The sequence below is a fragment of the Gimesia aquarii genome (genome assembly GCF_007748195.1).
Lineage (GTDB): Bacteria > Planctomycetota > Planctomycetia > Planctomycetales > Planctomycetaceae > Gimesia > Gimesia aquarii.
In genome coordinates this window covers 2971009-2996128 of sequence record NZ_CP037920.1, presented here as the reverse complement: position 1 = coordinate 2996128, position 25120 = coordinate 2971009, and the positions used below count along the sequence as shown (strand labels likewise).

Annotated in this window: 21 protein-coding genes; 13 read left to right on the top strand and 8 right to left on the bottom strand. The window is 43.5% G+C overall.

The annotated features are described in order from the left end of the window. The first annotated feature begins 414 nt into the window (after positions 1–414). A complete protein-coding gene (locus tag V144x_RS12040) occupies positions 415–645 on the top strand; it encodes a hypothetical protein (protein WP_144985402.1) in 231 nt (76 codons plus the stop codon). A gap of 258 nt (positions 646–903) precedes the next feature. On the opposite strand, the gene V144x_RS12035 is transcribed toward V144x_RS12040, so the two are convergent. The 3 genes from V144x_RS12035 to V144x_RS12025 form a co-directional block, all read right to left on the bottom strand. Next, the gene (locus V144x_RS12035) at positions 904–2184 is read right to left on the bottom strand and encodes a hypothetical protein (RefSeq protein WP_144985401.1); all 1281 of its coding nucleotides are present in this window, start codon (positions 2182–2184) and stop codon (positions 904–906) included. Between the two features lie 58 nt (positions 2185–2242). Next, on the bottom strand, positions 2243–3838 hold the full coding sequence (locus V144x_RS12030; protein ID WP_144985400.1) for a DUF2339 domain-containing protein: 1596 nt from the start codon (positions 3836–3838) through the stop codon (positions 2243–2245). Between the two features lie 300 nt (positions 3839–4138). Beyond that, on the bottom strand, positions 4139–5407 hold the full coding sequence (locus V144x_RS12025) for a rhomboid family intramembrane serine protease (RefSeq protein ID WP_144985399.1): 1269 nt from the start codon (positions 5405–5407) through the stop codon (positions 4139–4141). Between the two features lie 189 nt (positions 5408–5596). On the opposite strand from V144x_RS12025, the gene V144x_RS12020 reads away from it, so the two are divergent. The 5 genes from V144x_RS12020 to V144x_RS12000 all read left to right on the top strand — a co-directional run bounded on the left by V144x_RS12020 (position 5597) and on the right by V144x_RS12000 (position 12101). Next, a complete protein-coding gene (locus tag V144x_RS12020) occupies positions 5597–6715 on the top strand; it encodes an FtsW/RodA/SpoVE family cell cycle protein (protein WP_144985398.1) in 1119 nt (372 codons plus the stop codon). Positions 6716–6926: 211 nt separating this feature from the next. Further along, a complete protein-coding gene (locus V144x_RS12015; RefSeq protein WP_144985397.1) occupies positions 6927–8501 on the top strand; it encodes a pyridoxal phosphate-dependent decarboxylase family protein in 1575 nt (524 codons plus the stop codon). Between the two features lie 148 nt (positions 8502–8649). After that, the gene (locus V144x_RS12010; RefSeq protein ID WP_144985396.1) at positions 8650–8880 is read left to right on the top strand and encodes an RNA polymerase subunit sigma; all 231 of its coding nucleotides are present in this window, start codon (positions 8650–8652) and stop codon (positions 8878–8880) included. A gap of 80 nt (positions 8881–8960) precedes the next feature. After that, on the top strand, positions 8961–10553 hold the full coding sequence (locus tag V144x_RS12005; protein ID WP_144985395.1) for a DUF6798 domain-containing protein: 1593 nt from the start codon (positions 8961–8963) through the stop codon (positions 10551–10553). 27 nt (positions 10554–10580) lie between these two features. Next, positions 10581–12101 carry an outer membrane protein assembly factor BamB family protein gene (locus tag V144x_RS12000; protein ID WP_232102798.1) on the top strand — a complete coding sequence of 507 codons (1521 nt, stop codon included), beginning with the start codon at positions 10581–10583 and terminating at the stop codon, positions 12099–12101. A gap of 50 nt (positions 12102–12151) precedes the next feature. Here V144x_RS12000 and murA read toward each other — a convergent pair whose 3' ends face one another. The 4 genes from murA to V144x_RS11980 form a co-directional block, all read right to left on the bottom strand. Beyond that, the gene (gene murA, locus V144x_RS11995; RefSeq protein ID WP_144985394.1) at positions 12152–13588 is read right to left on the bottom strand and encodes a UDP-N-acetylglucosamine 1-carboxyvinyltransferase; all 1437 of its coding nucleotides are present in this window, start codon (positions 13586–13588) and stop codon (positions 12152–12154) included. 60 nt (positions 13589–13648) lie between these two features. Further along, positions 13649–14566: a peptide chain release factor N(5)-glutamine methyltransferase gene (gene prmC, locus V144x_RS11990; RefSeq protein WP_232102797.1), complete on the bottom strand. Its 918-nt coding sequence runs from the start codon at positions 14564–14566 to the stop codon at positions 13649–13651. Positions 14567–14617: 51 nt separating this feature from the next. Continuing rightward, positions 14618–15700 carry a peptide chain release factor 1 gene (gene prfA, locus V144x_RS11985; protein WP_144985392.1) on the bottom strand — a complete coding sequence of 361 codons (1083 nt, stop codon included), beginning with the start codon at positions 15698–15700 and terminating at the stop codon, positions 14618–14620. Between the two features lie 168 nt (positions 15701–15868). After that, positions 15869–16156, bottom strand: a complete 288-nt coding sequence (locus tag V144x_RS11980; protein ID WP_144985391.1) for a type B 50S ribosomal protein L31 — start codon at positions 16154–16156, stop codon at positions 15869–15871. 605 nt (positions 16157–16761) lie between these two features. Here V144x_RS11980 and ilvD point away from each other — a divergent pair. The 7 genes from ilvD (at position 16762) to V144x_RS11945 (ending at position 24219) form a co-directional block, all read left to right on the top strand. Then, the gene (gene ilvD, locus V144x_RS11975; protein WP_144985390.1) at positions 16762–18453 is read left to right on the top strand and encodes a dihydroxy-acid dehydratase; all 1692 of its coding nucleotides are present in this window, start codon (positions 16762–16764) and stop codon (positions 18451–18453) included. Positions 18454–18492: 39 nt separating this feature from the next. Continuing rightward, positions 18493–19914: a UTP--glucose-1-phosphate uridylyltransferase gene (locus tag V144x_RS11970; protein WP_144985389.1), complete on the top strand. Its 1422-nt coding sequence runs from the start codon at positions 18493–18495 to the stop codon at positions 19912–19914. 79 nt (positions 19915–19993) lie between these two features. After that, entirely contained in the window at positions 19994–21073 is a 1080-nt protein-coding gene (locus V144x_RS11965; protein ID WP_144985388.1) for a mannose-1-phosphate guanylyltransferase, read from the top strand. Continuing rightward, entirely contained in the window at positions 21057–21545 is a 489-nt protein-coding gene (gene ruvX / locus V144x_RS11960; protein ID WP_144985387.1) for a Holliday junction resolvase RuvX, read from the top strand. The genes V144x_RS11965 and ruvX overlap by 17 nt, the downstream gene beginning before the upstream one ends. 86 nt (positions 21546–21631) lie before the next feature. Then, positions 21632–22495 (top strand): hypothetical protein, encoded by an 864-nt coding sequence (locus V144x_RS11955; protein ID WP_144985386.1) that lies wholly within the window; start codon positions 21632–21634, stop codon positions 22493–22495. Positions 22496–22806: 311 nt separating this feature from the next. After that, complete coding sequence (locus V144x_RS11950; RefSeq protein ID WP_144985385.1) at positions 22807–23265, top strand: hypothetical protein; 459 nt, start codon at positions 22807–22809, stop codon at positions 23263–23265. A gap of 174 nt (positions 23266–23439) precedes the next feature. After that, the gene (locus V144x_RS11945) at positions 23440–24219 is read left to right on the top strand and encodes a class I SAM-dependent methyltransferase (RefSeq protein ID WP_144985384.1); all 780 of its coding nucleotides are present in this window, start codon (positions 23440–23442) and stop codon (positions 24217–24219) included. Positions 24220–24292: 73 nt separating this feature from the next. Here V144x_RS11945 and pyrH read toward each other — a convergent pair whose 3' ends face one another. Beyond that, the gene (pyrH, locus tag V144x_RS11940) at positions 24293–25060 is read right to left on the bottom strand and encodes a UMP kinase (protein ID WP_144985383.1); all 768 of its coding nucleotides are present in this window, start codon (positions 25058–25060) and stop codon (positions 24293–24295) included. Between the last annotated feature and the right edge of the window lie 60 nt (positions 25061–25120).

The window sequence follows — 25120 nt, the reverse complement described above, 5'->3', positions numbered from 1 at the left end:
AGGTAGTACCATGCTACAAAATTATAGGTTGGATCGGTATAGCAACCCCCCTATCCAAATCATTTGACTCAAAAAAATACCTTCAGAGTCCCTACCTCTTTTACCTATTTAATTAGAATGCTTATCGCAGTGAAGAAATCCCTGCAAATTCCTTTATGCATGATCTCAGCACAATTTTCGAGGCTGAAAATATCCATGCCAAAGAAAGGCAAAAATAACTGAAGCTAAAACCAGCCAGACGGATTACATAAAAATCTGTGAGCAGAAGCTCTGGAAAAATCGACAGTTCTGGTATGTCTATCTAGTCGTCAATGGTTACTCGATTTATGTTGGTCAAAAAAATCTTTTGGAGCCGTCAATCTCTCGACAAAACTTCGCAAAATGATCGAGAATCTCGATAAAAGGATCTGGGTAGTGATTCAAGTAAAAACCGTTCCAAATAAAATTGACGATAGCCAGACTAGTGACTTTGCTGGTATTAAAACAAATGTGAAAGATCCTTTCTTAAGACGAAAAATCGTTTATAAAGAATCTGTGCACTCCGATCCTACGACGAATTGGATGACACAATATGCAATAGTGGCAGGTTTATTACCCATTGAAGAATTGATTCTTCAGTCCTCTTACAAGCAGAACTTAATGTAACAGAAGCAGGCAAAGTCGGCTTTCGCATCAATTCTGCATAAGACACCAAAATCTGGGTTGATGCGTGTCAATTAAAATCAGAGTCAGAAAATTAATTCGATTTGAAAAAAGGCGTCTATAAACTAACTCTACTGAGCAATCTAGGAAATCGGGAGGACAGAGAAGTTCAAGCAGAACTCTTTAAACTGCTGGGCTCAAAAGTACCGTTTACAGTTGTGGGTGGTAGTAAGTAGATAACGATACCTGAAGTGATCTAGTTTATAGCTTCGGCTTACGCGCTTCGATACTATCATTGGCTCCCTGAAGATCTTCTGTATCTGGAACGTAAGGGTGTGTTTTCTGCCAATTCTTCCAGAACGTTGCCGCATGCGTTTTTCTCCATAATGCTAACGCATTCCCGACATGACTGTAAAACGTATACTTTTGCAGTATTTCGTCTTCAGTATGTGAAGTGGTATTTTTAATGACCCATTTTGCTGCTTTGACGATCATCTCATGCGGCGGATGCAATTCTTTAGGAGCAATCGCCAACCATTCCAGATGATGTCCAGTCGCAATGACATTTTTGTAATCGGGTATCTCTTGAGGATCAGTCAGAGCACTTTTCCCATCCATCCAGTTAGCTGGCCAATGTCCATCTTCAAACTGGCAAACACTGATCAAGTCACGAACACGCTCCAGATAGGCATAAGCTTCTGCCCGCACTGGTTTCGATAAAATATGAAACTCGTCATCAAGACGAATCAGTAACATCAGCGAATAAACTCTATGAGTTCCCACGCAAACACCAAAACGTTTATGCCCTCGAATCAATCGTTTTACGATCTGATCAAACGAGACAACGCGACCATCTACCGTCTTCCACTGTTTCACAGGAGGAATCCAGAGCCCGAACGCCATCGCCGACCATTCCACTTCTCGCTCATCCAAACGAAAATCGCGAAGTGATTCCTGAATCACATCATTAATATCCATATCACGCCGTGACGGACCAAAAACGGGTTCATCTAAATGAATACCAGCTTCTGTCAACGAAGCGAGCCAATGGTCATGATGCACAGACCCTCCTGCCTGACTGCCCCAACGAATCGAAATCCCCGCTGGTTCCTCTACAAGCAGTGGTGAGATCTCATCTCCCCATGAAGTCAAAAAACGAGCATGATCAATTAAAAAATCTCTCATTTCAATTCCTGAAACAACACTCGGATCTTGAAATGTAGATTGAATACTCCAGGTACGCAGTGCATGCTCGACATGATTCGGCTTCATGCGTTTCCGTGGAAATTTAGGCCGCACTTGTTTAAGTACCGCCGCTAATTCATCATCTGTCACAACGGAAGGATCATCATAAAACGGCTCCACTTGAAATGGAACCTTTCGATCAATTTTGATTTCCGGATATGAAATTTGCTTCAGAAAAACATTGTTGAATTCTTGTTGCGACTCTTTGGAACCAAGGGTATAAGCTCCACAAAAAGTGATCACAACCAGAATTTGTACTGTAATTATCGTTTTCAATGTCAATTTGCGTGACTTCATAGCTGAGCTCAAAATGAAAGAAGTATTTTAGTAATTGATAAAAGAACACAGAAGTTGATCACTCAATGGGTACATTTCGTAGTAACACTACTGACCGACCGTCTTTGTATCCCACACGCCAATCTCCACTACGTTCCAAACGACGCAACAAATTGCTTCGACGCGGTAAATCCAACACGATTGTGTTGACGCCATATCTGTCCAACAATTCCTCACCATCACTCCCGAGATTGATTATGCGTAAATAATGATCCCATACTTCCTGTGGAAGCAAATGGACGTGGGAATTTGCGAATACCGAAGCATTTTTGGGACCATCCCACAATAAATAATCGCCGAGCTCCATCGAATTAAAGAGCTGGCCTTCGATTTTCTTTTCTTTCAGATAGTTCACCGCACCAATCGGCGTCGTTGAAGAAACACTCTTCTCAAAATCAACTTGCTTACCATGCAGAATTCTAGATCCAATCGGAGTAACGGCAAAGCAGATCCAGATCATACCCACAGAAACAACGGTCCATTTCCCCGCATAATGAACCGCATTCTCTTCGGCCTCATCTACCAGGCGTTTCCGTTTATGCCCCCAAATTGCCGCACCGTGTAATGCCAGATAGTAAGCGGCGACTGGTGCCCACCAGATTATCATCCGCGAACTCCACAAGGCCGCAGTTCCCAGTCCCACAAGAATCAGAACTTCAGCCACAGAAATTCTGCGGGGAGTCAAACGGTAAGCAATGACAATCAGTAATCCAAGCAAAGCTGCTGCCTTACCCTGGTACATCCGCAAAGTTAAAGGGCTCCATTCGACCAATTCTGCCAGATTGGGATGAGACGAGAAAGCAAATGCTTCTGTGTATAATTGCAAGCCATAAGGGTTAACTAATACCGCAATGGCAGACAGCTCTAGCAGTAAGAAATATCTACGAGTCACACTGTCTCGAAACATTGCTTTCCATGTTCCAGATTTCCTCCCGACATCAACGGCACGACCGACTAAAAAACAGCCGATTAAACCTAATCCAACGGGAAAGGAACCATGCAGATTCGCCCATAAAACAAAGAGCGCTGGAATCGCAAACCAGTAAAATCTGCGCCATTGACGTGCATTAAGTGTTGTAAACAGTAAAACAAAACAGAGTAAACCTGCTAATTGAGGGCGTACTATTCCCAATTGCTTCCAATCACATAATAGAAACCCGATCACGCAAAGCAGACCCCACAAAAAACTATCTGTTCTTTTTTGAATACGATAGAGAAGCAAGCCCAGACAAGCTGTGATAGCAGCTGCATACAGGAATTTAATCCCGGCGACTCCAAATAACTGGTACGCCTGAAAACTAAAGATTTGACTAAGCCAGGCGGTATCTATAAATGGTATTCCCGATGAAAGGGGGACCAATGGCTCGAAGACAGGAATACCGCCTGATTGCCAGATCAGCTCTCCATAAGCTAAATGTCCCCAGATATCTGTGTGCCAGAGCGGAAGCGAGCTAAACAGTAAAAAAGATAATGACAGAATACATACAGTAAAAAATGTAAACCGGGATACTCGCAATGCTTCAGGAAAGCGATCAACCAGTATCGACTCCTCGGAGTCTTCCTCGCTGGGATTCCCATTTGTGGATTCGTTTTGGTTTTCCAAAGCAGTGGCCATAATAAACAGATCGATATGAGAGATTACTTTTAAACATCATATGCTGTTTTGTAGAGTCAAACGAGTTCGATCAAATGAATATCTAGCAGGTTTTTGTATGAAACAGAGTGAGTGACATTCCTGACCAAACTCTTTAGTACAGCATAACAATAGATTCGTTTACGTTAAGCGTAGTTCAAGCACAGACTCTGAGTAAAATTCACTTAGTGGAATCATGACTGTAGATAAAAAACAACAGGCATTTATGAATTTTGAAGCAAATGTAACAATTTTGCCAATTCTGTCAGTCGTCCCTATCCATCATAGTGTGACCCCCTCAACGGCACTCTGAGGTGACCGGGGATCAACCGGAGGGGCATATAAATCTTTTGGTTTTGCTGGTTTCACCTGCTGGCCTGCTTCTTTTAAAAACAGAAATTCCTCTTTAGGAAAACCAGATTCCCCTGTTAATGGCACTTCTACCTGTGCGATTGTCTCTGAGTCAAGATTGAGCCGTTCCAGCCAGTCATCCGATTCATTGCCAAAAACATTTCTCGCAATTTTTAACGCGTTTGCTTTTTGCTTATCTGAATCAAATTGGCCCCAAATTAATCGAGCAATTTGAACTCCCTTATCATAGGAACGATTCTTATTTAAAGATTGAAGAATAATCTTCCAGGAATTCATGGGCACAGTTTCTGTCTGGTAAAGACTTAATGCCAATTCCGCTCCAATTTTTGGCTCCCCAGGAGCCAATTCCATCCCCTGCTTTAAATAAGCAATACGTTGCTCAAGGTTATTCTCATGGCGTGCCAGATACCAGTAATATTTGCCATTCCAAACGGGATTGCAAATCAAATAGGTACAGGGAATGATTAATAAATGTGCAGCAATAAATGTAAACCGAAATGTTCCCGCAAATCGGGAACGACTGATCAATACGGCTCCTGCGAGTAAACCATAAAGAAAGCCAGCAAGATGTGCTGCGTTAGCAATATGCATGATATTGAATTTCGTTAACACAAAACACAAAATCAGCCAGCCACACCCCCAGGTGATCTCTCTCTCAGTAAATACGGCAGCGATATCTGCATTGGTCTTTCTGAGGTAAATCAGCAATCCAAACATCGCGTAGGCGCCTCCCGAAAGCCCTACTGGATAATGAGCAAAATAATATTCCGGGAGTAAAGAGATAAACGTCGCCAGGATCAGAAAAGCGGCATAAACCCAGAATCGCATTACCGGTTCGATTAAGCGCCCCAGAAAACCGATGGCAAGACAATTCATCAACAGATGCAAAATACCACCATGATGAAAGCCACTAATGAGAATCCGCCACCATTCCCCTGCCCATAGATCAAAGGGTCCGCCTGTAGGATAACCCTTCTCTTTGATCAAGGGGTGATCATGCACAAATACTAAAGGCTGAACCGCCCCCAATTTCCATAAGGCGTCATCAAACGCCTCTGCTCCGTAAGAAGTGTTTTTGACTCGATATATCTGAACAGCAGTAAATAACCCGATTGCCACCGCAATGTATGCTGCAGTTACCGGATATTTCGCACAGATTTTTCTAAATGAGTAAAACATGGAATTGAATTCAAATGACAACGATAGTCTGTTTACCGTAGGAAAGAATAGCTGATTTCTCTTGATTTGACACCAGTAAAGGGAACCGACTCTGTTGAACTGAGGCAAAAAAGATTTCTCTTTCCAAAATAGCGATTTTTCGTTAAAAATCGCTCACAATTGCTTCATAAATCCTTAAATGATCTTTCAATGAGTCACGCAAACATTCACAAAATTCCCTGGTCAATTTTATGCTGTATTCTTTTACTTATAGGATGCGGCCTGGCTGGAATAGCGCGTGGCGACGAACTATCGGGCCAAGGACAATTTTTTCAGAAACAATGCGTCTGGGCTTTCATCTCTTTGCTGGCACTCTGCAGCACAATGGTTTTCCCTTATCGAAATTTACGAGGTATCAGCTACCCCCTTTTTTTTGTAACCCTACTATTTTTAGTTGCCGTCTTTTTTATCCCTGCAATTAATGGTTCACGCCGCTGGATTCCATTAGGTTTCTTTAAATTTCAACCATCAGAGCTAGCCAAAATCACTTATATCCTGGCGCTAGCACATTACCTCATGCACCGTAAAAATTATAGACGGATCCCGGGACTAATCATCCCCTTCATTTTGACATGCCTGCCTGTTTTTCTGATTTTACGAGAACCAGATCTGGGAACTTCGCTCTTATTCTTTCCCATCTTATTCGCGATGTTGTTTTCCGCAGGAGCGAGACCAAGACACCTTATCACAATTCTCGTTCTGGGAATCTGTACTTTACCATTACTTTGGCTCGAGATGAACTCGGAACAAAAATCGAGAATTGTTGCGTTGATTACCCAACGCGATGGAGGAGAATTACCCAAGGGAGATGGTTATCATCTCTATCAGTCGAAACAGATGTTGGCGTTGGGTGGTGTTTGGGGAAGTGAGATTGCTGGCATGCCCGTTGATGATCCCGCTGCTTATCACCTTCCTGCAGGACGGACTGATTTTATCTTTTGTCTGGTCGGTGAACGCTTTGGGATTATGGGCTGCCTGTTTTGCCTGGGAGTCTTTACGTTTTTGTTTGTCAGAGGCTTACAAATCGCTACGGCAACACGCGAGCCATTTGGTCGACTTGTTGCAGTGGGGATTGTCACGCTCCTGGCTTCACAGACAATTATTAACACCGGTATGACAGTCGGACTGATGCCCATCACGGGTATGACTCTCCCCTTAATGAGTTATGGTGGTACCAGTCTGCTGAGCACATGCCTCGCTCTAGGTCTTCTGATGAATATCTGCATGCATCCGGGCTATGAAATGAACTCTGAACCCTTTCGTTTCTAAAATGTCTATCATAATAGAACATTCACAACCCACATGCTCGCTCTTTCCTAAACGTATTTAAATACGAATTTAAGAGTTCTCAATTAGGACCGGCTCATTTATATTCACCCGTCCATGTTTTCGGTATGATCTAAGCGAATACAATTAATCGATATTCAGCACACTTTCGCTTGCTAAGTTGTTTTCCCTTTTCGCAGGTAATGAGAATTCCATGTCAATGACAGCCCCTGAATTACAATCGGCAAGAACAAGAATTCATGCTACTTATTCTCCTGATTTATTGTCTGCAGCTAGCCAGACTTTATCTGAAGCACTCACACAACATGCGCGTTCCCTGCAAACTCCAGACGGTCAAGTTTTGAACTGGAATCCGCCGCTTGAAAACATCCAACTGGCATTGCGAAAGTTAAACTCACATGTAACTTCAAGTACAGAACCGGAGGTTCAATCACAACAGCCTAAGGTCCAGGAATTTCAACAGCTCACACAATTGATGTTAGAGAAAGGACACAACTTACAAAATCCCCGATATATTGGTCATCAGGTGCCTGCCTCTGTTCCACTGGCTGGATTGTTTGACGCAATTGCTTCAGTCACGAATCAGGTAATGGCCGTCTATGAAATGGGACCATGGGCCACAGCAGTCGAAATTGCATTAATCAAAATGATCGGTAAAGAAATTGGATTTCCAACCGATAAATTCTCTGGCCTTGTCACACACGGGGGATCACTGGCAAATCTCACTGGTTTATTGGCGGCTCGGAATCTGACGTGCCCGGAAATTTGGCAACAGGGAGCATCAGCTAAGAATGAACCAATGCCTGTCATACTCGCATCCAGCGATGCCCATTATAGCTTGACCCGCTCTGCTGGTATTCTCGGAATCGGTACCGAAAATATTCTTAAAGTCTCTCTGGACCAACAACGCAGGATGAATCCGCTCGCTTTGAGAGAAATGATTTTAAAGTGCCAGAGTGAAAACCGAAAAATCATTGCTGTCATCGCCTGTGCCTGTGCCACACCCATTGGCGCATTTGATCCCCTGAATGAGATCGCTGACTTGTGTGAACAATTTCAAATCTGGTTACATGTAGATGCAGCACATGGCGGCCCAACTTGTTTTTCTCAGCATCATAATTATCTAACAGCAGGGCTCCACCGGGCGGACAGTGTGGTATTTGACGCACATAAAATGATGTTCATGCCTGCCCTATGTGCATTCTTGTTTTTTAAAGACAAAGCGCATCAATCTGCAGCGTTTCAACAACAAGCTCCCTACTTATTCGATCCGTCTGCACCTGAGATTGCAGAATATGATTTAGGATTAAGAACAATTGAATGCACCAAACGCGCAAACAGTTATAGCCTTTGGGGAGTCTGGTCACTGTTTGGAAAAGGTCTCTTTGCAGATCTTGTCGATGTCACATTTGAAACCGCACAAATATTTTATGAAATGCTGGAGCAAACGACTGATTTTGAACCTGTACATAAGCCAGAGTGTAATATTCTCGTTTTTCGTTATCAACCAGACTGGTTACAACAACTATCTATAGAACAACAAAACTTGTTTCATTTCAAGTTGAGAAGAGTCATTATCGAATCCGGAGAATTTTATATCGTACACTCGGTCATTGATGGTCAGGCAGCGTTTCGGATTACCGTCATGAACCCACTCACAACCGACATTCATTTGACAAAGCTCTTAGAAACGATTCGTCAAAAAAGTAGCGAATTACGAACTTCTTTTCCTGCCTCAGTTCAACCAGATCATTGTGAGCAGACTTGACAATTCAGTGTCAGATCGAAAGAATCATCGCTCGGAAATAAGACAATACCAGTATCAACTGATATAATGACTATCTTATTGGTAACTAAATTATATTGCGTTTGAAATGATATTCTGAAATTTCAAATATTTATGGAGTAGTAAGCTTATGAGTGGCCCGATTGTTCGCACAGGTACCACACCACAGTTCTGGGAAAATTACGACAAAATCTTCGGAGACTCTGCCAAAAAAGGGTCTAAAAAGAAAGCCGCTGCCAAAAAGGGGAGTGCAAAAAAGAAAGCTGCCAAAAAAACACCTGCAAAAAAAACACCTGCAAAAAAAACACCTGCGAAAAAGACGGCGAAGAAGAAAGCGGCCCGAAAAAAATCTAAGAAATAAACCACTCTTATTAGATTTTAAGTTCTCTACCATGCATTCTTACGGTTTATTTTTATGGCTTAACAATGTGCTCAAGTTCAGTGAACCCTGAATCTAAAGCTTCTAAAATTCCTCCTCAAGCCATACTCATGATTCTGTTAATCGGCGGTTCCTTCGCCGCCGATTCTTTTCTTCGCTTCCCTATCCCGGGAATCAATGAACCGCATTATCTAAGTAAAGCAAAACATTACTGGAACCCACAATGGGGTTCTGGTGATTTTTTTCTGGAGTCATCCAACGCGCATTCCTTTTTCTATCAGGTTATGGGGAGCCTCACTCAATGGCTTTCTCTTCATAACACAGCACTTCTCGGACGTCTTGTAGCGTTCCTGCTGTTAGCAATGGGCTGGTATCGGCTAGTCAAAGTATTAGTTCCGGGAAACTGGTCCCCCTTAATCACAGCTTGGATCTATTTAGGAATGGTTGCGATAGGTAACTTTTCGGGTGAATGGATCATTGGTGGAATAGAATCTAAGGTATTTGCATACGGTTTTCTTTTTTTGTCACTCGCCAGTGCCTGTGAGCAACACTGGAATCGGGCTGCGATCTATGCAGGACTCACCATAAGCTGGCATCCTGTCGTAGGAATTTGGGGCGTACTTTGTGGTGGATTCTCACTTGTCTGTGATTGGTATCGGAAAAGAAGAGATTTTAACAAAGCCACATATAGACAGACATTGCGATCAGTGATTTCGGCTACCGGACTGTTAATCCTCTGCTCACTTCCGGGGCTGATTCCCTCAATAGGGCTCTTGGCCCAAGGCAATTCAGAACAGAACTTCGCAGCGAATTATATTCAAGTCTTCTACCGCATTAAGCATCATCTTGATCCGATGGATTTTCATTTAAGCAGTTATGTATTTTATGCGATTCTATTGGCAGTCTGGTTGATCTTGAAGCGAAATGAAGGACCATCGTTTCCGAATCGCTTTTTTCAACTTTTTATCGTAGGAACAATTGGTCTTGCATGCATCGGATTACTATTGGGTGCCGGCCCACGACCAGCCAGCGAAATGCCGTATTATGCGTTTCGCATGTCACTGTTAAAATTTTATCCGTTTCGTCTATTTGATGCCTTACTCCCTATTGCTGTCACAATTTCGATAGTCAATGCTTTTCAATACTGGCTTTTTCAAAACGAAAACACAGATTCAAAATTACTTCTAATCAAAAAAACATCTCTCAAACGAATGATCCCCTTGTTCAGTTTCTGCATCTTCATATCAGCGATTTATTCTGCCTGGACCTTTCCTCCGGTTCATAAGATGTCACCAGCTCAGCGCACTGACTGGATTGACGCTTGCCGCTGGATCAAAAACCATACTCCTGAAACCGCACTATTTCTGACCCCCACCCACCAGTCTGACTTCAAGTGGTATGCACAACGACCGGAATACGTCACTATTAAAGACTGTCCACAAGACGCAGCCGGCCTCATTGAATGGAATCGACGACTAAAATACCTTCGAAAATGGGGCCAGAACTATTATAATAACGGTTTTGACGAGAATGCGATTCGTGTCCTCAATAACGAGACAAAAATCACGCATCTCCTGGTAAAACGACTTGGTCCCTTTACAACACTCAAACCCATTTATCAAAATCAAACCTATAAAGTATACGAGCTCCCCTGATCATCTTCCCTTGAATGGTTAATCCTTATGAAAGACACAGGCAACTCTCGCCGTTACATGAAATACTTGTCCGCATTGATTTTCACAAGTTGTGTGCTGCTGATTACTCCGTTACCAACTCCTCAGAATGGTACGCAGGATGCGACCATCAAAGCACAATCGGTCGCTGCGAAATCAGATGACTGGCCTTACTTTCTTGGACCGTTACAAACCGGGATCTCTGCGGAAACCAATTTAATTGACGAGTTTCCAGAAGAAGGTCCCGCACTGTTGTGGGAAAAAAAGATAGGCACTGGCTATAGTGCCCCCTCAATTCTGGGGAATCAATTAATCATTCATCACCGACCAGACGCCAATCGAAAAAGTAAAGAAGTCATCGAATGCCTGACAGCAGATACTGGTAAACTGCTATGGAAGTATGAATATGACTCTGATTTTCGCGACCCCTATGGATATAACAATGGCCCACGTTGCTCTCCACTTTTGACTCCCAAATACTGTTATACATTTGGTGCTCAAGGCAAACTGTATTGCTTAAATCTCAAAGATGGAAAACTCGTCTGGCATCGCGATTGTCTCAAAGAGTTTGACGTTCCTCCCGGATTTTTTGGGGTTGGTTCCACGCCCATCCTGGAAGGAAATCAATTGATTGTCATGGTAGGTGGCAAACCAAACTCTGGGATGGTCTCGTTCGATGCATTAACTGGGAAAACGCTTTGGGAAAACGTGGGAAAAAAAGTCTGGGACGGAACATCAACGGGTTGGGAACGTATGCCCGTTTATCAATGGCGCGGTGCAAATATAAAACTTTCCAGCTATTCGTCTCCCCTCGCTGTTACGATTCATGGAAAACGTCATCTGCTGTGCCTTATGCGTCAGGGACTTGTTTCATTGGATCCTAAAGATGGTTCCGTCAATTTCAAGTATTGGTTTCGTTCCATGATTAATGATTCTGTGAATGCGGCTCGTCCAGTGGTTGTGGATGACAAGATCTTTTTGTCTGCCGCATATGAAGTTGGGTCTGCGCTACTGCAGGTAAACCCGGAAGGGAAAAGCTACAAAGAGCTTTGGCGTAACCCCACCAACATGATGACTCACTGGTCAACGACCATTCATCACAAAGGTTATCTCTACGGCTTCAGTGGTCGGCATGAACGAGGTGCTACAATGCGCTGTGTGAGATTGTCGGATGGAAAAGTCATGTGGGAGACTGATGGGACTGCACCTGTGATCGGAAAAGTAAAACGCAATCAACTAACAGGGCAGTTCCAATGGATTAATTCTGGTAAACCAGCCCCCTGGCCTTTTTATGGACGTGGTTCTGCAATTCTAGCAGATAATAAATTCATCGTATTAGGAGAACGTGGAACTCTCGCAATTGTGAAGGTCGATCCAGACCAATTTCATGAGGTTTGTCGTACTTCATTTCCACAAATCAAATATCCATCTTGGACAGCGCCGGTTCTAGCTCACAAAAAACTCTATCTTCGGAGTGAATCACATGTACTCTGTCTGGACTTTGACAAAAATTCACAAAAAAATAAATAATATGTGATACGACTCTTTAATACCAAATCAGTTAGTTGAGATTCGCAAACTTATCTCATGTTCGAGTTCTTTGATTTGTGAGCACGTTGGTCGCTCTGATTTTGATTCCAGTGGGGGCCGGTTAATGCAGCCAGTAACTCCGAGTGACTGGGACGGCTCTCATCATCGGTAAGCTTCAAACTTTCCGGCATATTTTTTGGTTCATCGCGCACTCTTTGGACATTGGCTCCTAATGCGATGAGTTTCTCTTCCAAACGTTCGTACCCACGATCGAGATGATAGATTCGACGAATCACAGTCTCTCCTTCCGCTGCCAAACCCGCCAAAACCAACGCAGCACTGGCTCTTAAGTCTGAAGCCATTACACAAGCACCACTGAGCCTGGAAACGCCATTGAGAATGGCACTGGCAGATTCACGACGGATCTTAGCCCCCATTCGAGCTAGTTCTGAAGCATGCATGAATCGGTCGGGAAATACCTTATCGGTCACAATACTGATCCCTGAGATACCGGAAAGCAATGACATTAGTTGTGCTTGAACATCAGTGGGAATTCCAGGATAAGGTAAAGCAATACAATCGACCGATTTAAGCTTTCCCGCTACCTTTGTGAGAACCGATTGAACTCTGCCAGGCTGATCCGGAGATTCCAACTCGACTGTGACTCCCACGTCCCTTAGCTTTTCAATGACAGCTGTTACATGGTCAGGACGAACTCCATCCAATCGAACTTCACCTCGCGTCATTGCTGCTGCAATCATCAACGTGGCGACTTCAATACGGTCAGGTATCACTTCATGCTCGACTGCTTGTAGTGCTTCTACTCCTTCAATTCGCAAAAATGGAGTACCTAAGCCTTCAATCTTTGCTCCCGCAGCGTTGAGAAAATTTCCAACATCTACGACTTCTGGCTCACAAGCCGCCGATTCGATCGTGGTAACCCCTTCTGCTAAAGCAGCAGCTGTCATCACATTACAAGTACCAGTGGCAGTGCTTCCAAACGCGCCTCCTAAAAAAATGTTGGCCCCACGTAATCGGTCGGCCCGTGCGATGACATATCCACGCTCAACGCGAATTTGTGCTCCTAAAGCAGAGAGGCCTTTGAGATGTAAATCAATGGGCCGATCACCAATATTACATCCCCCCGGTAATGAAACACAAGCCATGCCCCGTTTAGCCAATAAAGAGCCCAAGACACAAACGCTGGCACGCATCCGTCGTACAAGTTCATAGTCGGCAATGCAGGCAGTTTCATCTATGGTTTTTAGGCGCAAAGCTCCTGAATCATCTCGATCTACCTGCATTCCCAGAGAACTTAGCACCTGTGCTTGAGTTGAGACATCAACCAGATTGGGTATCGAGTGCAGGATGGTTTCGCCTTCACAAGCCAGAGCGGCCGCCATTAGTGGTAAAGCCGAATTCTTGGCACCACTTACGGAAACGCAACCTGAAAGCCGTTCGCCTCCGCGAACGATAAACATATCCATCCCTGGAACTCCCCCAAACTTTTAGTCAGTAAACTTTGAAACGGAGTATACGCGATCTGATTATTTCAAGATAGGCGATTTTTTGCCAATAATGACCCTGGCACGGCCTGCCAAATCCGCTTTGACTTTCACATCAGTATACTTCTCAGATTTATCAAATAGCGATTTTAAAGCCACTTCCTGTTCGGGAGAGAATTCCAGCATTAAAACACCTTCTTCATTTAGGTACTGATGTGCTTCCTGAATAATTCTTCGATAAAAATCTAAACCATCTTCACCACCTGCTAACGCAAGCCGAGGCTCGTGTTGTCTGACATCTGCCTCAAGTAATTCTATTTCAGAATCAGGAATATAGGGTGGATTACTTACAATGAGATCGAATAGAGAATCGTGTGGGATTGATTCAAAACAGTTACTCTTTAGGAATCGAATCTTTTGAGATAAAGAATTGGACTCAGCATTTTTTTTGGCAACCTCCAAGGCCGCCTCACTAATATCAGTTGCAAGAAATCGTGCATTAGAGCAATTAGCGGCAGCAGCGATAGCAACACAACCACTGCCCGTACATAAATCAAGTATCGAAGAAGAAGCTCGTTTTTGCGTTTCCTCAACTAATTCCATTACCAGAGTTTCAGTATCAGGTCGCGGAACCAGTACACTACTGTCGACATAAAAATCCAGGCCGAAGAATTCCCGTTTCCCTACAAGATAAGCAACTGGCTCTGATTTCGCTCTTCTTTGAACGAGTTGTCGCATCAGAGTGCGTTCTGCTTCAGTGACAACATCATCGTAGTTTGTGTAGAGACGAATTCGTTCACATTTCCGTGCAAACGCCAGCAACACTTCCGTGTCTAAACGGGGAGAATCGCTTCCATGTTTCTCCAAATGAGCCGTCGTCCAATCGAGAATACGACGTATCGTCCAAGGTTCTGCAGAAGTCTTGGAAGGACTCTCGGATGCTTCTGGATTTTCTTTCACAACACGATCCATCGATTTATCAGCCAACAGAGAAACAGCAAATAAAAGCGATTAACTTTCAGAGCTATTTCCTAATAAACGTTCTTCACGATCAAACTGTAACAAGGCTTCAGCCAGTTCGTCCAGGTGTCCCTGCATAATCTGATCGATTTTGTAAAGTGAAAGGTTGATGCGGTGGTCTGTCACTCGACCTTGTGGGAAATTATACGTTCGAATCCGTTGGCTGCGATCTCCCGAACCAATCAATGTACGACGCTGATCGGCACGTTCATCTGCTGCCTGCTGCTGCATTTGTTCTAACACGCGGCTACGGAGTACTCGCATAGCCTTGGCTTTGTTTTTATGCTGGCTTTTTTCATCCTGACATTGTACGACAGTCCCAGTCGGTAAGTGTGTTATTCTAACAGCACTCTCAGTTTTATTGACTTTCTGGCCGCCAGGACCACTGGCATGAAACGTATCAAGGCGGATGTCATCCGGTTTAATTTCGACTTCAATTTCGCTCGCTTCCGGTAATACAGCGACTGTTGCGGCACTGGTATGCACGCGACCTTGAGTTTCAGTCTCTGGAACACGTTGAACACGATGACCACCACTTTCGAACTGAAGTCGATGATAGGCGCCTTCACCAGAAATTGAGAAGGTTACTTCTTTGATGCCGCCCAGCTCAGTCGCATTTAAGTTGAGAGTCTCTGTTTTCCAACCTTTTTGAGCTTCTACATAGTGCTGGTACATATCAAACAGTTCGCGCGCGAATAAGGCAGCTTCATCTCCACCTGCTCCCGCACGAATTTCCATGATCAAACCACCGCGCGTGATAGAGTCCCCTGCCACGACAATGTCTTCGAGCTCTTTCGTATGCGCCTCATGCTTTTCACAAAGCTCGTCAAGTTCCTTCTGCGCATATTCTTTGGCAGCAGGGTCTGTTTCTTCTTCGAGCATCTCGCGTGCGACTTCAATATCCTCGGCTCGCTCATTAAACTCACGAATTTCTTGAGCGACTTTACTTAGACCACCATACTCACGCTGGATCTCGACGAGCTTTGTATTATTGGTCAGAACGTCAGGATCTTGAAGTTGTTTTTCCAACTCTTCAAAACGCTCTAACTTTACTTGCAGGGTAGGAAACTTCATTTACCCAAATCCACGAATAAGTCAGCCAGGTTTTTCTATTCCAAAAAAATAAATTGATATCAGGAATGAAAAAAACCAGACATAAAAAAGAAAGACACCACTGTTCACTAAATGAGGCTCTTACGGAAAGATCCGTAGAGCCTCGATAAAAAACCATTCGTAAATTTGCTACTCGCCTTCTTTTTTGGCGTCCCCTTCTTCGCCTTTTCTCTTGTCCCAATTGTATTTCTTCTGGAACTTTTCAACACGCCCGGCACTGTCAACAAACTTCATCTTACCAGTATAGTAAGGATGCGAATGGGAACTGATTTCTACAGTCACAAGAGGATAAGTATTTCCATCTTCCCACTCGACTGTCGTCTTGGATGTGGCAGAGGAACGAATCATAAACGAATCACCAGTCGAAGTATCCTTGAATACAACTGGGTGGTAGTCGGGATGAATGTCTTTTTTCATTTTCTCAGCTTCTTTGTATTACCTGATAAACTTGTCAATCTCATGAGTTGACTGCTGGCAAGCTCATGCTGGAGGGAGTATGAAAACACACCTAACCCAGATGCGATTCCCCCCTATCAATATTAATGCCTATGAAAGTGTGTCTTTGCTATAACGAAGATCCACAAGGACAAAACGGGATCTACACTTAAATTTAGGAAGCAAAACACCTTATAGAAATACTAGCTCATTGAACCATCACAGTTTACGTTTCTCTGCACGAATGAGCAAGCGCAAAGCCCCTCGACTTTATTTTATCGCAAACTATTACAATTAAACAACATACAAAGAATTTACTAAGTTAGATTCAGACTGATTCGATCAATTTTTCATAAATTCCTCGATCGTAGTTAGTCTACCTTAAGCCAATTCTGACTACAGGTCACCGATCTATTCTTTCCAGAACCTAAAGTTGTGAAACTAGTTCCGGATTTCATCAGGACTCTGGCTCTCTTTTAAAAATCAAATGTTGAGTAACTTGGACTCCTGATGCCGACCGTTTAGAGTGAAAGAAAAAGCAAGACAGCGAACTTAATCTCATATTTTACCGATTTAGGAATATCAAGATGGCACAGGCATTAAATTGGAACAGCCAAAATTTGACTCATGGCTGGCAGCGAGGGGTGACTGCCTTTTATTACGGCCTTGGCTTTTCTGATGACGATTTTAACAAAGCGCAGATCGGAATTGGCGTACCATTGCTGGATGGAAACCTCTGTAATGTCCATGCTTACGACTTAGCAAAAGAAATTGCCAGAGGCTGCAAAACCGCTTCCATGATCGGCTTACCTTTTGGAGTTCCCGCAGTCAGTGATAATATCACGCAAGGTCAAGAAGGAGGTAATGCGAGTCTTCCCTCGCGAAATATGATCGCCAATGCAGCCGAATGTGTTGTGAGTGCTCACTCTTATGATGCCCTGATAGGCCTTCACCACTGTGATAAAAATGGTCCCGGTTTTGCTATGGCGCTGGCACGACTCAATTACCCAGGGTTAGTGGTCAGCGGCGGTAGTATCATGCCCGGCTGCCATAAAGGACAAGATATCTCCATTTTGGATGTCTACGATTCACAAGCTTCTGCCGCTGTCGGTGCAATGGAACAATCGGAAGCCGATCAGATCCTGAAAACAGCCTGCCCGGGACCAGGTGGCTGTGGAATTGCCGCATCTTTCAATACCTGGGGTATTGCGTTGGAAGCGATAGGACTGATGTTGCCTTTTAGCAGTTCAATCCCTGCCATTGATGATGCCAAAAAAAACGAATGCCAGAATGTCGCCTCTGCAGTAAAGAATCTGCTAGAACAAAATATTCGCCCTCGGGATATTCTCACTCGAAAAGCCTTTGAGAATGCAGCGGCAACCATCGCCGCAGTCGGTGGATCAACCAACGGCATTCTGCATTTGTTGGCTTTGGCAAGAGAAGCAAAAGTCGACTTTCATTTGCAAGACGTTCAGGAAATATTGAGAAAAACTCCCGTCTATTGTAATTTTGCACCTCGCGGAAAAAAAACAATGGTCGATCTCCATCATCTGGGCGGCACTCCGGTTCTGTTAAAACATCTTCTGAAAGCAGGAATCATTGATGGAGACTGCTTAACAGTCACTGGAAAAACGCTAACAGAAAATCTGTCAGGAATTGAGGATGTCATCCTGGATCAGGAACTGATCGCCCCGCTCGGCCAGCCGTTTAAAGATTATGCAGATATCCAAGTTTGTTTTGGTAATCTCGCTCCAGGTGGCATTGTTTTTAAAGTTTCCAGTATGCAAGAATCTCATTTCAGCGGCACTGCCTGCTGTTTTGATGATGCTAAAGCTGTTGTTGAAGCGGTCGAAGCAGAGAAAATCAAACCGGGAAATATTATAGTGTTAAGAAATCTGGGCCCCGTCGCTTCGGGCATGCCCGAAGTTCTTGTTGCCACTGCCGCTCTCGCCGTTCCGGAACTGGATGGTAAAGTGGCATTTATTTCTGATACGCGTGTTTCAGGTGTTTCGCATGGTGCCATCGGAGTGCACTGCTCTCCTGAAGCAGCCGTCGGTGGACCTATCGGTCTTGTTCAAGATGGAGATCCCATTTCGTTTGATCTTTTAAAAGGGCAAATCCAATTGGAAGTCAGTGACTCGGAATTACAACAACGTCGGGACAACTGGTCTTTGGCTCCTGTAGTTCATTCGAGAGGTTATCTGGCTGATTTCGCAGCGACAGTGTCACAGGCTCACCACGGATGTGTGAGTAAAGCGTTAATCCAAACATGCGAATAAGAGAGAAGCTTCAAACTGAATTCAGAGGAACTAAATAAGATGCCGACCCCCAAGCCCAATTCAGAAGACCTTTTGAAGGTCTTGGAAACATATCAGCAGACTCACCTGCTGCAATGGTGGGATGAATTGAATGAAGTGCTGCAGATTGAACTAGCATCACAAATTCAATCGATCGACTTTGAGCAAATACAAAGTCTCTATTCCCCAACCAATTCCCAAATGCAGGGAGAATCGTCAGCTGAGAAGGCAGAACGTGCGACTCGTCCCGCAACGTTGATTCGTTTAGAAGATCGAGTTCAGGCAGAAAACGAAACTTCACAGGCAGTCGAGGCGGGTGAGCAATTGCTTACAGAAGGTAAAGTCGGTGCCATTTTAGTTGCAGGAGGACAAGGCTCACGTCTGGGTTTTAGTCATCCTAAAGGCATGTACCCCATTGGTCCGGTCAAACAAACTTCCCTCTTCCAAATGCTGGTAGAACAATTAATCGCCAGATCCCGTAAAGCGGGAAAGTCCATTTGCTATTTCATCATGACCAGTGATGCCACACATGCAGAAACAGTTGCCTACTTCAAAGCACATCAGAACTTTGACCTGCAAGCAGATGATCTTTACTTCTTTAAACAGGGAACCATGCCAGCAGTCGACGCTAAGTCAGGTCAGATTCTATTAGAAGAAAAGCATCGAATTGCAGTCAGCCCGGATGGACATGGTGGTACTCTGGCAGCACTCAGAAGTTCTGGACTGTTTGAAGTGATGCGAAATAAGGGAATTGAATACCTCTATTATCATCAGGTTGACAATCCGACAGCCATTGTCTGCGACCCTGAATTTCTGGGATACCATCTACGACATCAAGCGGATGTTTCCGTGAAAGTTGTTGCCAAACGAACTGCCGACGAAAAAATGGGGATCGTCTGTGACGTAGACCAAAAAACTCAAATCATCGAGTATAGCGATCTCCCTGCACACATCGCCGAAATGAAGGACAAGGAAAACAACTTATTGCATTGGGCGGGTAGTACCGCCATCCATATTTTCAACCGTTCATTTCTAGAACAAATTGCCAACAATGATGATTTACTCCCCTTTCATCTGGCCCATAAAAAAGTCCCGTTCCTTGATTCAACAGGTAATCAAATTTCCCCCACAGATCCCAACGCGATCAAGTTTGAACACTTTATTTTTGATGTCCTGCCTGTAGCTGAAACTGTACTCGTTTATGAAATTGACCGTCAACGTGAATTTAACCCTCTCAAAAATGCAGAAGGGGCAGATTCACCAGAAACGGCTCAAGCAGCGCTTTGCCAGATTTATACGCAGTGGTTAAAATCCTGCGGTGTGGACGTTCCCGCAAACACACCTATTGAAATCAGCCCACTGGTCGCACTGGACGAAAGCGAATTAAAATCAAAAATCTCATCGGATACAGTTTTTACAGGCCCCATCTATTTAGGAGAATAAGACATTGTCTCTCTTGAACAGTATTAGTTTAGTTCCTCTCATCACGTGAATCTCAACTCTAAGGCGGAGAATTAACATTATGCTCCACACTGTTGTTATGGCGGGTGGGAGCGGCACACGTTTCTGGCCGCAAAGCCGAAACACCATGCCCAAGCAACTACTCAAGTTGGTAGGGGATCACACAATGATTCAAGCAACTACCGAACGGTGCAACCATCTGACAGATGATCAACATATCTGGATTGCTACGAATAGAGTTCTGGCTGAGGAAATCCAAAATCAACTTCCCAAGATCCCTCCAGAGCAGATTCTGATCGAACCAGTACCAAGGAATACTGCGCCTTGCATCGGACTGGCGGCGATTCATTTATTGAAACAAGATCCAGAAGCAATCATGCTGGTTGCCTCTTCAGATCAGATTATCCAACCAGAATCTGGATTTCACAGTACGATTAAGCTGGCAACCACTCTCATAGAAGCAAAACCTGACACCCTGGTATTAATTGGTGTTCCACCAACTCACCCTGCGACAGGCTATGGATACATCCAATGTGGACCACCTTTAGAAACCCTAAAGCTGAATGGCTATCAAGTACAGGAATTCAAAGAAAAACCAGATCCCCAAACGGCACAGCGTTATTGCGATGAGGGAAACCACCTTTGGAACTGTGGGATTTTTGTCTGGAAAGCGCAAGCGATACTCGAGTCTTTCGCTCGCTTTGAACCGGAAATGCATAAGCACTTAATGCTCATCTCGGATGCCATTCAGACTCCACATTATGAAGACGTTCTGAATCAAAACTTTCCCGCAATGAAATCGGAGTCCATTGATTACGCAATCCTGGAGAAATCAAAAGACAACGTCGCAGTCATTCAAGCTGATTTTGAATGGGATGATGTGGGGAACTGGATTAATTTGCAGAAATATTATCCGGCCGATTCTGATGGAAACACAATCATTGGGCTGCATTGTGGTATCGACACATCAAACAACATTATTCGTACAACAGATGATCATCTGATCGCTACCATCGGTGTGGAAAATTTCTTAATCGTACACACCCCCGACGCCACATTAATGGCCCCTAAAAAGGACGAGTCTGCCATAAAAAAACTGGTAAACCTGCTCAAGGAACGTGGCTATGAACGTTTCCTCTGAAAACCTGGAACCACCAGATAATGAATTTCCTTCTGAAGGCCGCTTACTTGGTCTAGACTATGGAACAAAACGTGTTGGCGTCGCGATCTCCACGTTTGAACAAAACATCGCCAGTCCAATAGAAAATTATACGAGACAGTCAAAAGAAAAAGACGAAAGCTTCTTCACAAAAATAATCCATGAATATCAATGCAAAGGCTTAGTGGTCGGCTTGCCCGTTCATATGAGTGGCGATGAAGGACAAAAAGCAAAAGAAGCCCGCCAATTCGGCAACTGGATCAGTCAACTAGCCCAAATCCCAGTCCGATTCTGGGACGAACGGTTTTCGTCAGCAACAGCCGAAGAGTTCTTAGTAAATGTCAATGTCAGTCGCAATAAGCGAAAGGCGTATCTTGATAAGCTGGCAGCCCAAATTATTCTGCAGTCCTTCCTTGAGAGCCCAGACCGAAACCAAATTCCTAAATCTTTTTAAATCGATTTTGATGTCATTTCTGTATAATAGTTTAATGACTTAACTTTTACTGAATTTCAGAATTAAATGATTTCGAACGAGAATCAATGAAGCATTTGCCCCTTGATCGTGAAGAATACATTGAACAAGCTTACTTCTTCAAAAACTATCGTGAGCGTTTGGAAGACGCCATTCCTTCACAGGTTATTCTTGCTACGATCTATGAGGAAATACTTGCCACAACAAAACTACCAATGGCAATCGATTTTCTGAAAGGTGAACTGCTTTTGACAGGCAGAATTTCAGATGGAATGGAAAAACTATCTCATTATTTCACCCCATTCCAAACCTTCATTTTGAAAAACGCGGAAGATGACAAATCAAAATTCGATCAGAAAACGGGTTTAAAAATTCTGGAACGCGAAGCGGAATATCGTTCAGAGTCGCCCAGCAGTTCCGGGCTCTTTATTTACCAATTTGAATGTATTGCCCGCAACAGATTGGGATATCAGGCTGGATTAGATGCCATTTCAAAAGACACGATATATGATGATGACTGGTCAAAATGGATTCGAAAACTCAAGATACAACTGGGATCCATCGACTTCGCTGACTTACTGTATCTTCGCTCTCAGCATTTTGTCGATGAACAACAAAGACTTCCGGGAAATGAGAACTTTGTACCTCAATTTCCTGTTTTATTCACAAAACAAGATGGTCGAATTGCGAAAGCCAATCATAACCGTGATCCCTTATATATGTTCGCGGCACTCCAACGGCAATTGGGATATCCAGAAGTTCCCAGGCCCCTGGCAAAACCAGATAAACCAATATTCCATCCTGCTTTAGAAGCACGATTACATAAGATTGAAATGAGGCTGCAGTTGATTGATTCAGAACTAAAAGGTGAATTTGACTTGAATCAATTTATCATCAAAGAGGTAAAACTTGACGATGACGAAATGGCATAGTGACAACGCGTGTATTCATTTGACCACACATCACATGTAATTTCTTAAATATGACTTGCCAAGCCCTTATTGATTCTCATAACATAGAATGAAAGTCAGCCTACTTTCTTATTCAATGGCCTTATCAGCCGAATTGTAATTCGAAAAGTAAGGTCAATCACCAAAAATTAACTCGTTGACATCGTTAAATTAACCAACAGGAGGTAGTATTCACCTGCTTTCATAAACCAACCTAAATCAAATTCAAATGCCTTGATTTCCCACCCCATGCCTACACCCACCTTTAGTAGGATATTTAGAAAGGCTAAAAAATGTCTACTATTTCATTCGACGCTCCTGAAGCGCGTTCCGGCTATCCTTCAAGCAAATTCTTAACAACAAACTATTATCAAACAGGAATTAAAATAACAGTTTGGACGTTAGGACTCATCGTTCTCTGTCTGGCAATGGTTGATTTTTATGCCCAAACTCATGCCAATGAAACAGGAATTGCGCTGCAAAGCGCACAAAACGAAAAACTGGAAATCAACGAAGATTTGCGTATTTCGGACATCGACAAATACATTGTAGGATCTCCTGTTGTTCGAACCCGTCCCGCTGATAAATACACAAATATGTGTAAACAAATGAAAGAATACACCTGGAAAGGGTTCTTTAAAAACTATTCCATTTCTGTTTATCTCGGACTGGGAAACGATCCCTCGGTAGACTACGTTCACGGTCCTGGTGATCTTGTCCAAGAATCAGATCAAAAAAGTTCATCACTCTAAGTAACTCGAATCACTTTGATCATTCATTTCTAGTTGAACATCGGCCTTGAGCAGGCTATAACATCTGCTCAAGGTTTTTTTTGTTAGATTCATTTCTAAAAGCCTGGTGCATTCAAATCTCTTTGTTCTATAAACATCTCAATGAAGTCCTGTGCAGATTAGTTAGAAAGAATTATGGAAACCATCAAAGGACATCTTTATGACTATCCAAAATACTATGACTTAATTTTTGGTGATGATTGGAAAGCTGAATTTGATTTCTTACAAAACTGTTTTGAAAAACATGCTACGAGAAAAGTAAAAAAAGTATTTGAACCCGCCTGTGGCACTGGGCGTTTGCTGATAAAGCTTGCGCAAGCGGGCTTTAAAGTCGCCGGAAATGACCTGAATGAACATGCCATTAAATACTGCAACGATCGCTTAGAACGGTCTGGTTTTCCTCGTTCTGCCGTACTGGGAGATATGGCAGATTTCAAATTAAGAAAGCCGGTTGACGCTGCCTTTAATACCATCAACAGTTTTCGACATCTTCCTTCAGAAACTGCCGCAGAAAATCATTTGAAATGTGTGGCTGATGCACTTTCACCCGGCGGACTATATATTTTGGGAATCCACCTAACCCCGACTGTGGGTGAACCAATGCAAAGTGAAAGCTGGTCAGCACGCAGAGGCAATCTTTCGATTAATTCACATATGCAATCGATTGAGACCGATCTCAAGAAAAGAAACGAGCATCTCGAAATGACGTTTGATGTTTATACACCAACTCGTCAATTTCAACTATTTGATACAATGGACTACAGAACTTACACGGCACCACAATTCAAAGCATTGCTCTCGAAAGTACCTGAGCTAGAATTAGTCGAGCTTTATGACTTTATGTACGAAATGGACTTTGTCATTGAACTTGACGCGCAAACAGAAGATGTCGTATTTATCTTACGCAAGAAATAAGCATAGATTCTTAGAACATTTTAGTATTTCTGTAGAAGCTATCCAAAACATCATTCAGATCCGGAGACTCCAATTACCCTTCAGTCCGGGATTCCTCAGTAGGTAGTACACGCGTTCCAATATTCTCGCCGCCTACCGCTTTTTCGATGTTTCCCACTTTACGGAAGTTGAAAACCAAAATGGGAATGCCGTGTTCCATACAATGATGTAGGGCCTGAGCATCCATTACCTGGAGATTCTTATGCAGCACATCCTGATAACTGATTTCTGAAAAGCGAACTGCATGCGGATTTTTCTCCGGATCATCTGAATAGATCCCATCTACTTTGGTTGCCTTTAAGAGAATATCTGAGTCAATCTCACGGGAGCGTAAAGCAGCCGCTGTGTCAGTCGTTACAAAAGGACTACCTGTTCCCGCTGCCAGAATGACAACACGACCTTTTTCCAGATGACGAATGCAGCGTCTCCTGATAAATGGTTCTGCCACACCTTCCATTCGAATCGCTGTTTGTAAACGTGTGGGCACGCCTGCCATTTCTAACGCATCTTGTAGTGCCAAACCGTTAATCACTGTAGCCAACATCCCCATATAGTGAGCTGTTGCTGGATTACTGGCGACACTTGAAGAAGAAAACTGTTTACCTCTCAGAATGTTTCCACCACCACAGACAATCGCCAATTCGACTCCTGAATCAACGAGTCGTTTAATTTGAGCAGAAATCGACTCCAGTTCAGACATACTAATTCCACCTTCTCCATCGCGGCAGAATACTTCACCACTCAGCTTGAGCAGAACACGCTTATAAGCAGGCTTAATTAAAGGAGCGGGAGAATCAGTCATCCGTGGAATCCTCATGGTTTGTAGAATTTAATGTCAGCACAAAAATTATTACATTGTAAA

Excerpts from the sequence above, each read along its gene's own strand:
- V144x_RS11980 (WP_144985391.1), bottom strand. The coding sequence starts at position 16,156 with ATGAAAAAAGACATTCATCCCGACTACCACCCAGTTGTATTCAAGGAT.
- V144x_RS12000 (WP_232102798.1), top strand. The coding sequence starts at position 10,581 with ATGAAAGACACAGGCAACTCTCGCCGTTACATGAAATACTTGTCCGCA.
- V144x_RS12010 (WP_144985396.1), top strand. The coding sequence starts at position 8,650 with ATGAGTGGCCCGATTGTTCGCACAGGTACCACACCACAGTTCTGGGAA.
- prfA (WP_144985392.1), bottom strand. The coding sequence starts at position 15,700 with ATGAAGTTTCCTACCCTGCAAGTAAAGTTAGAGCGTTTTGAAGAGTTG.
- V144x_RS12030 (WP_144985400.1), bottom strand. The coding sequence starts at position 3,838 with ATGGCCACTGCTTTGGAAAACCAAAACGAATCCACAAATGGGAATCCC.
- V144x_RS11965 (WP_144985388.1), top strand. The coding sequence starts at position 19,994 with ATGCTCCACACTGTTGTTATGGCGGGTGGGAGCGGCACACGTTTCTGG.
- V144x_RS11950 (WP_144985385.1), top strand. The coding sequence starts at position 22,807 with ATGTCTACTATTTCATTCGACGCTCCTGAAGCGCGTTCCGGCTATCCT.
- V144x_RS12015 (WP_144985397.1), top strand. The coding sequence starts at position 6,927 with ATGTCAATGACAGCCCCTGAATTACAATCGGCAAGAACAAGAATTCAT.
- V144x_RS11970 (WP_144985389.1), top strand. The coding sequence starts at position 18,493 with ATGCCGACCCCCAAGCCCAATTCAGAAGACCTTTTGAAGGTCTTGGAA.
- pyrH (WP_144985383.1), bottom strand. The coding sequence starts at position 25,060 with ATGACTGATTCTCCCGCTCCTTTAATTAAGCCTGCTTATAAGCGTGTT.
- V144x_RS12035 (WP_144985401.1), bottom strand. The coding sequence starts at position 2,184 with ATGAAGTCACGCAAATTGACATTGAAAACGATAATTACAGTACAAATT.
- V144x_RS12020 (WP_144985398.1), top strand. The coding sequence starts at position 5,597 with ATGAGTCACGCAAACATTCACAAAATTCCCTGGTCAATTTTATGCTGT.
- ilvD (WP_144985390.1), top strand. The coding sequence starts at position 16,762 with ATGGCACAGGCATTAAATTGGAACAGCCAAAATTTGACTCATGGCTGG.
- V144x_RS11955 (WP_144985386.1), top strand. The coding sequence starts at position 21,632 with ATGAAGCATTTGCCCCTTGATCGTGAAGAATACATTGAACAAGCTTAC.
- V144x_RS12025 (WP_144985399.1), bottom strand. The coding sequence starts at position 5,407 with ATGTTTTACTCATTTAGAAAAATCTGTGCGAAATATCCGGTAACTGCA.
- murA (WP_144985394.1), bottom strand. The coding sequence starts at position 13,588 with ATGGATATGTTTATCGTTCGCGGAGGCGAACGGCTTTCAGGTTGCGTT.
- V144x_RS11945 (WP_144985384.1), top strand. The coding sequence starts at position 23,440 with ATGGAAACCATCAAAGGACATCTTTATGACTATCCAAAATACTATGAC.
- ruvX (WP_144985387.1), top strand. The coding sequence starts at position 21,057 with ATGAACGTTTCCTCTGAAAACCTGGAACCACCAGATAATGAATTTCCT.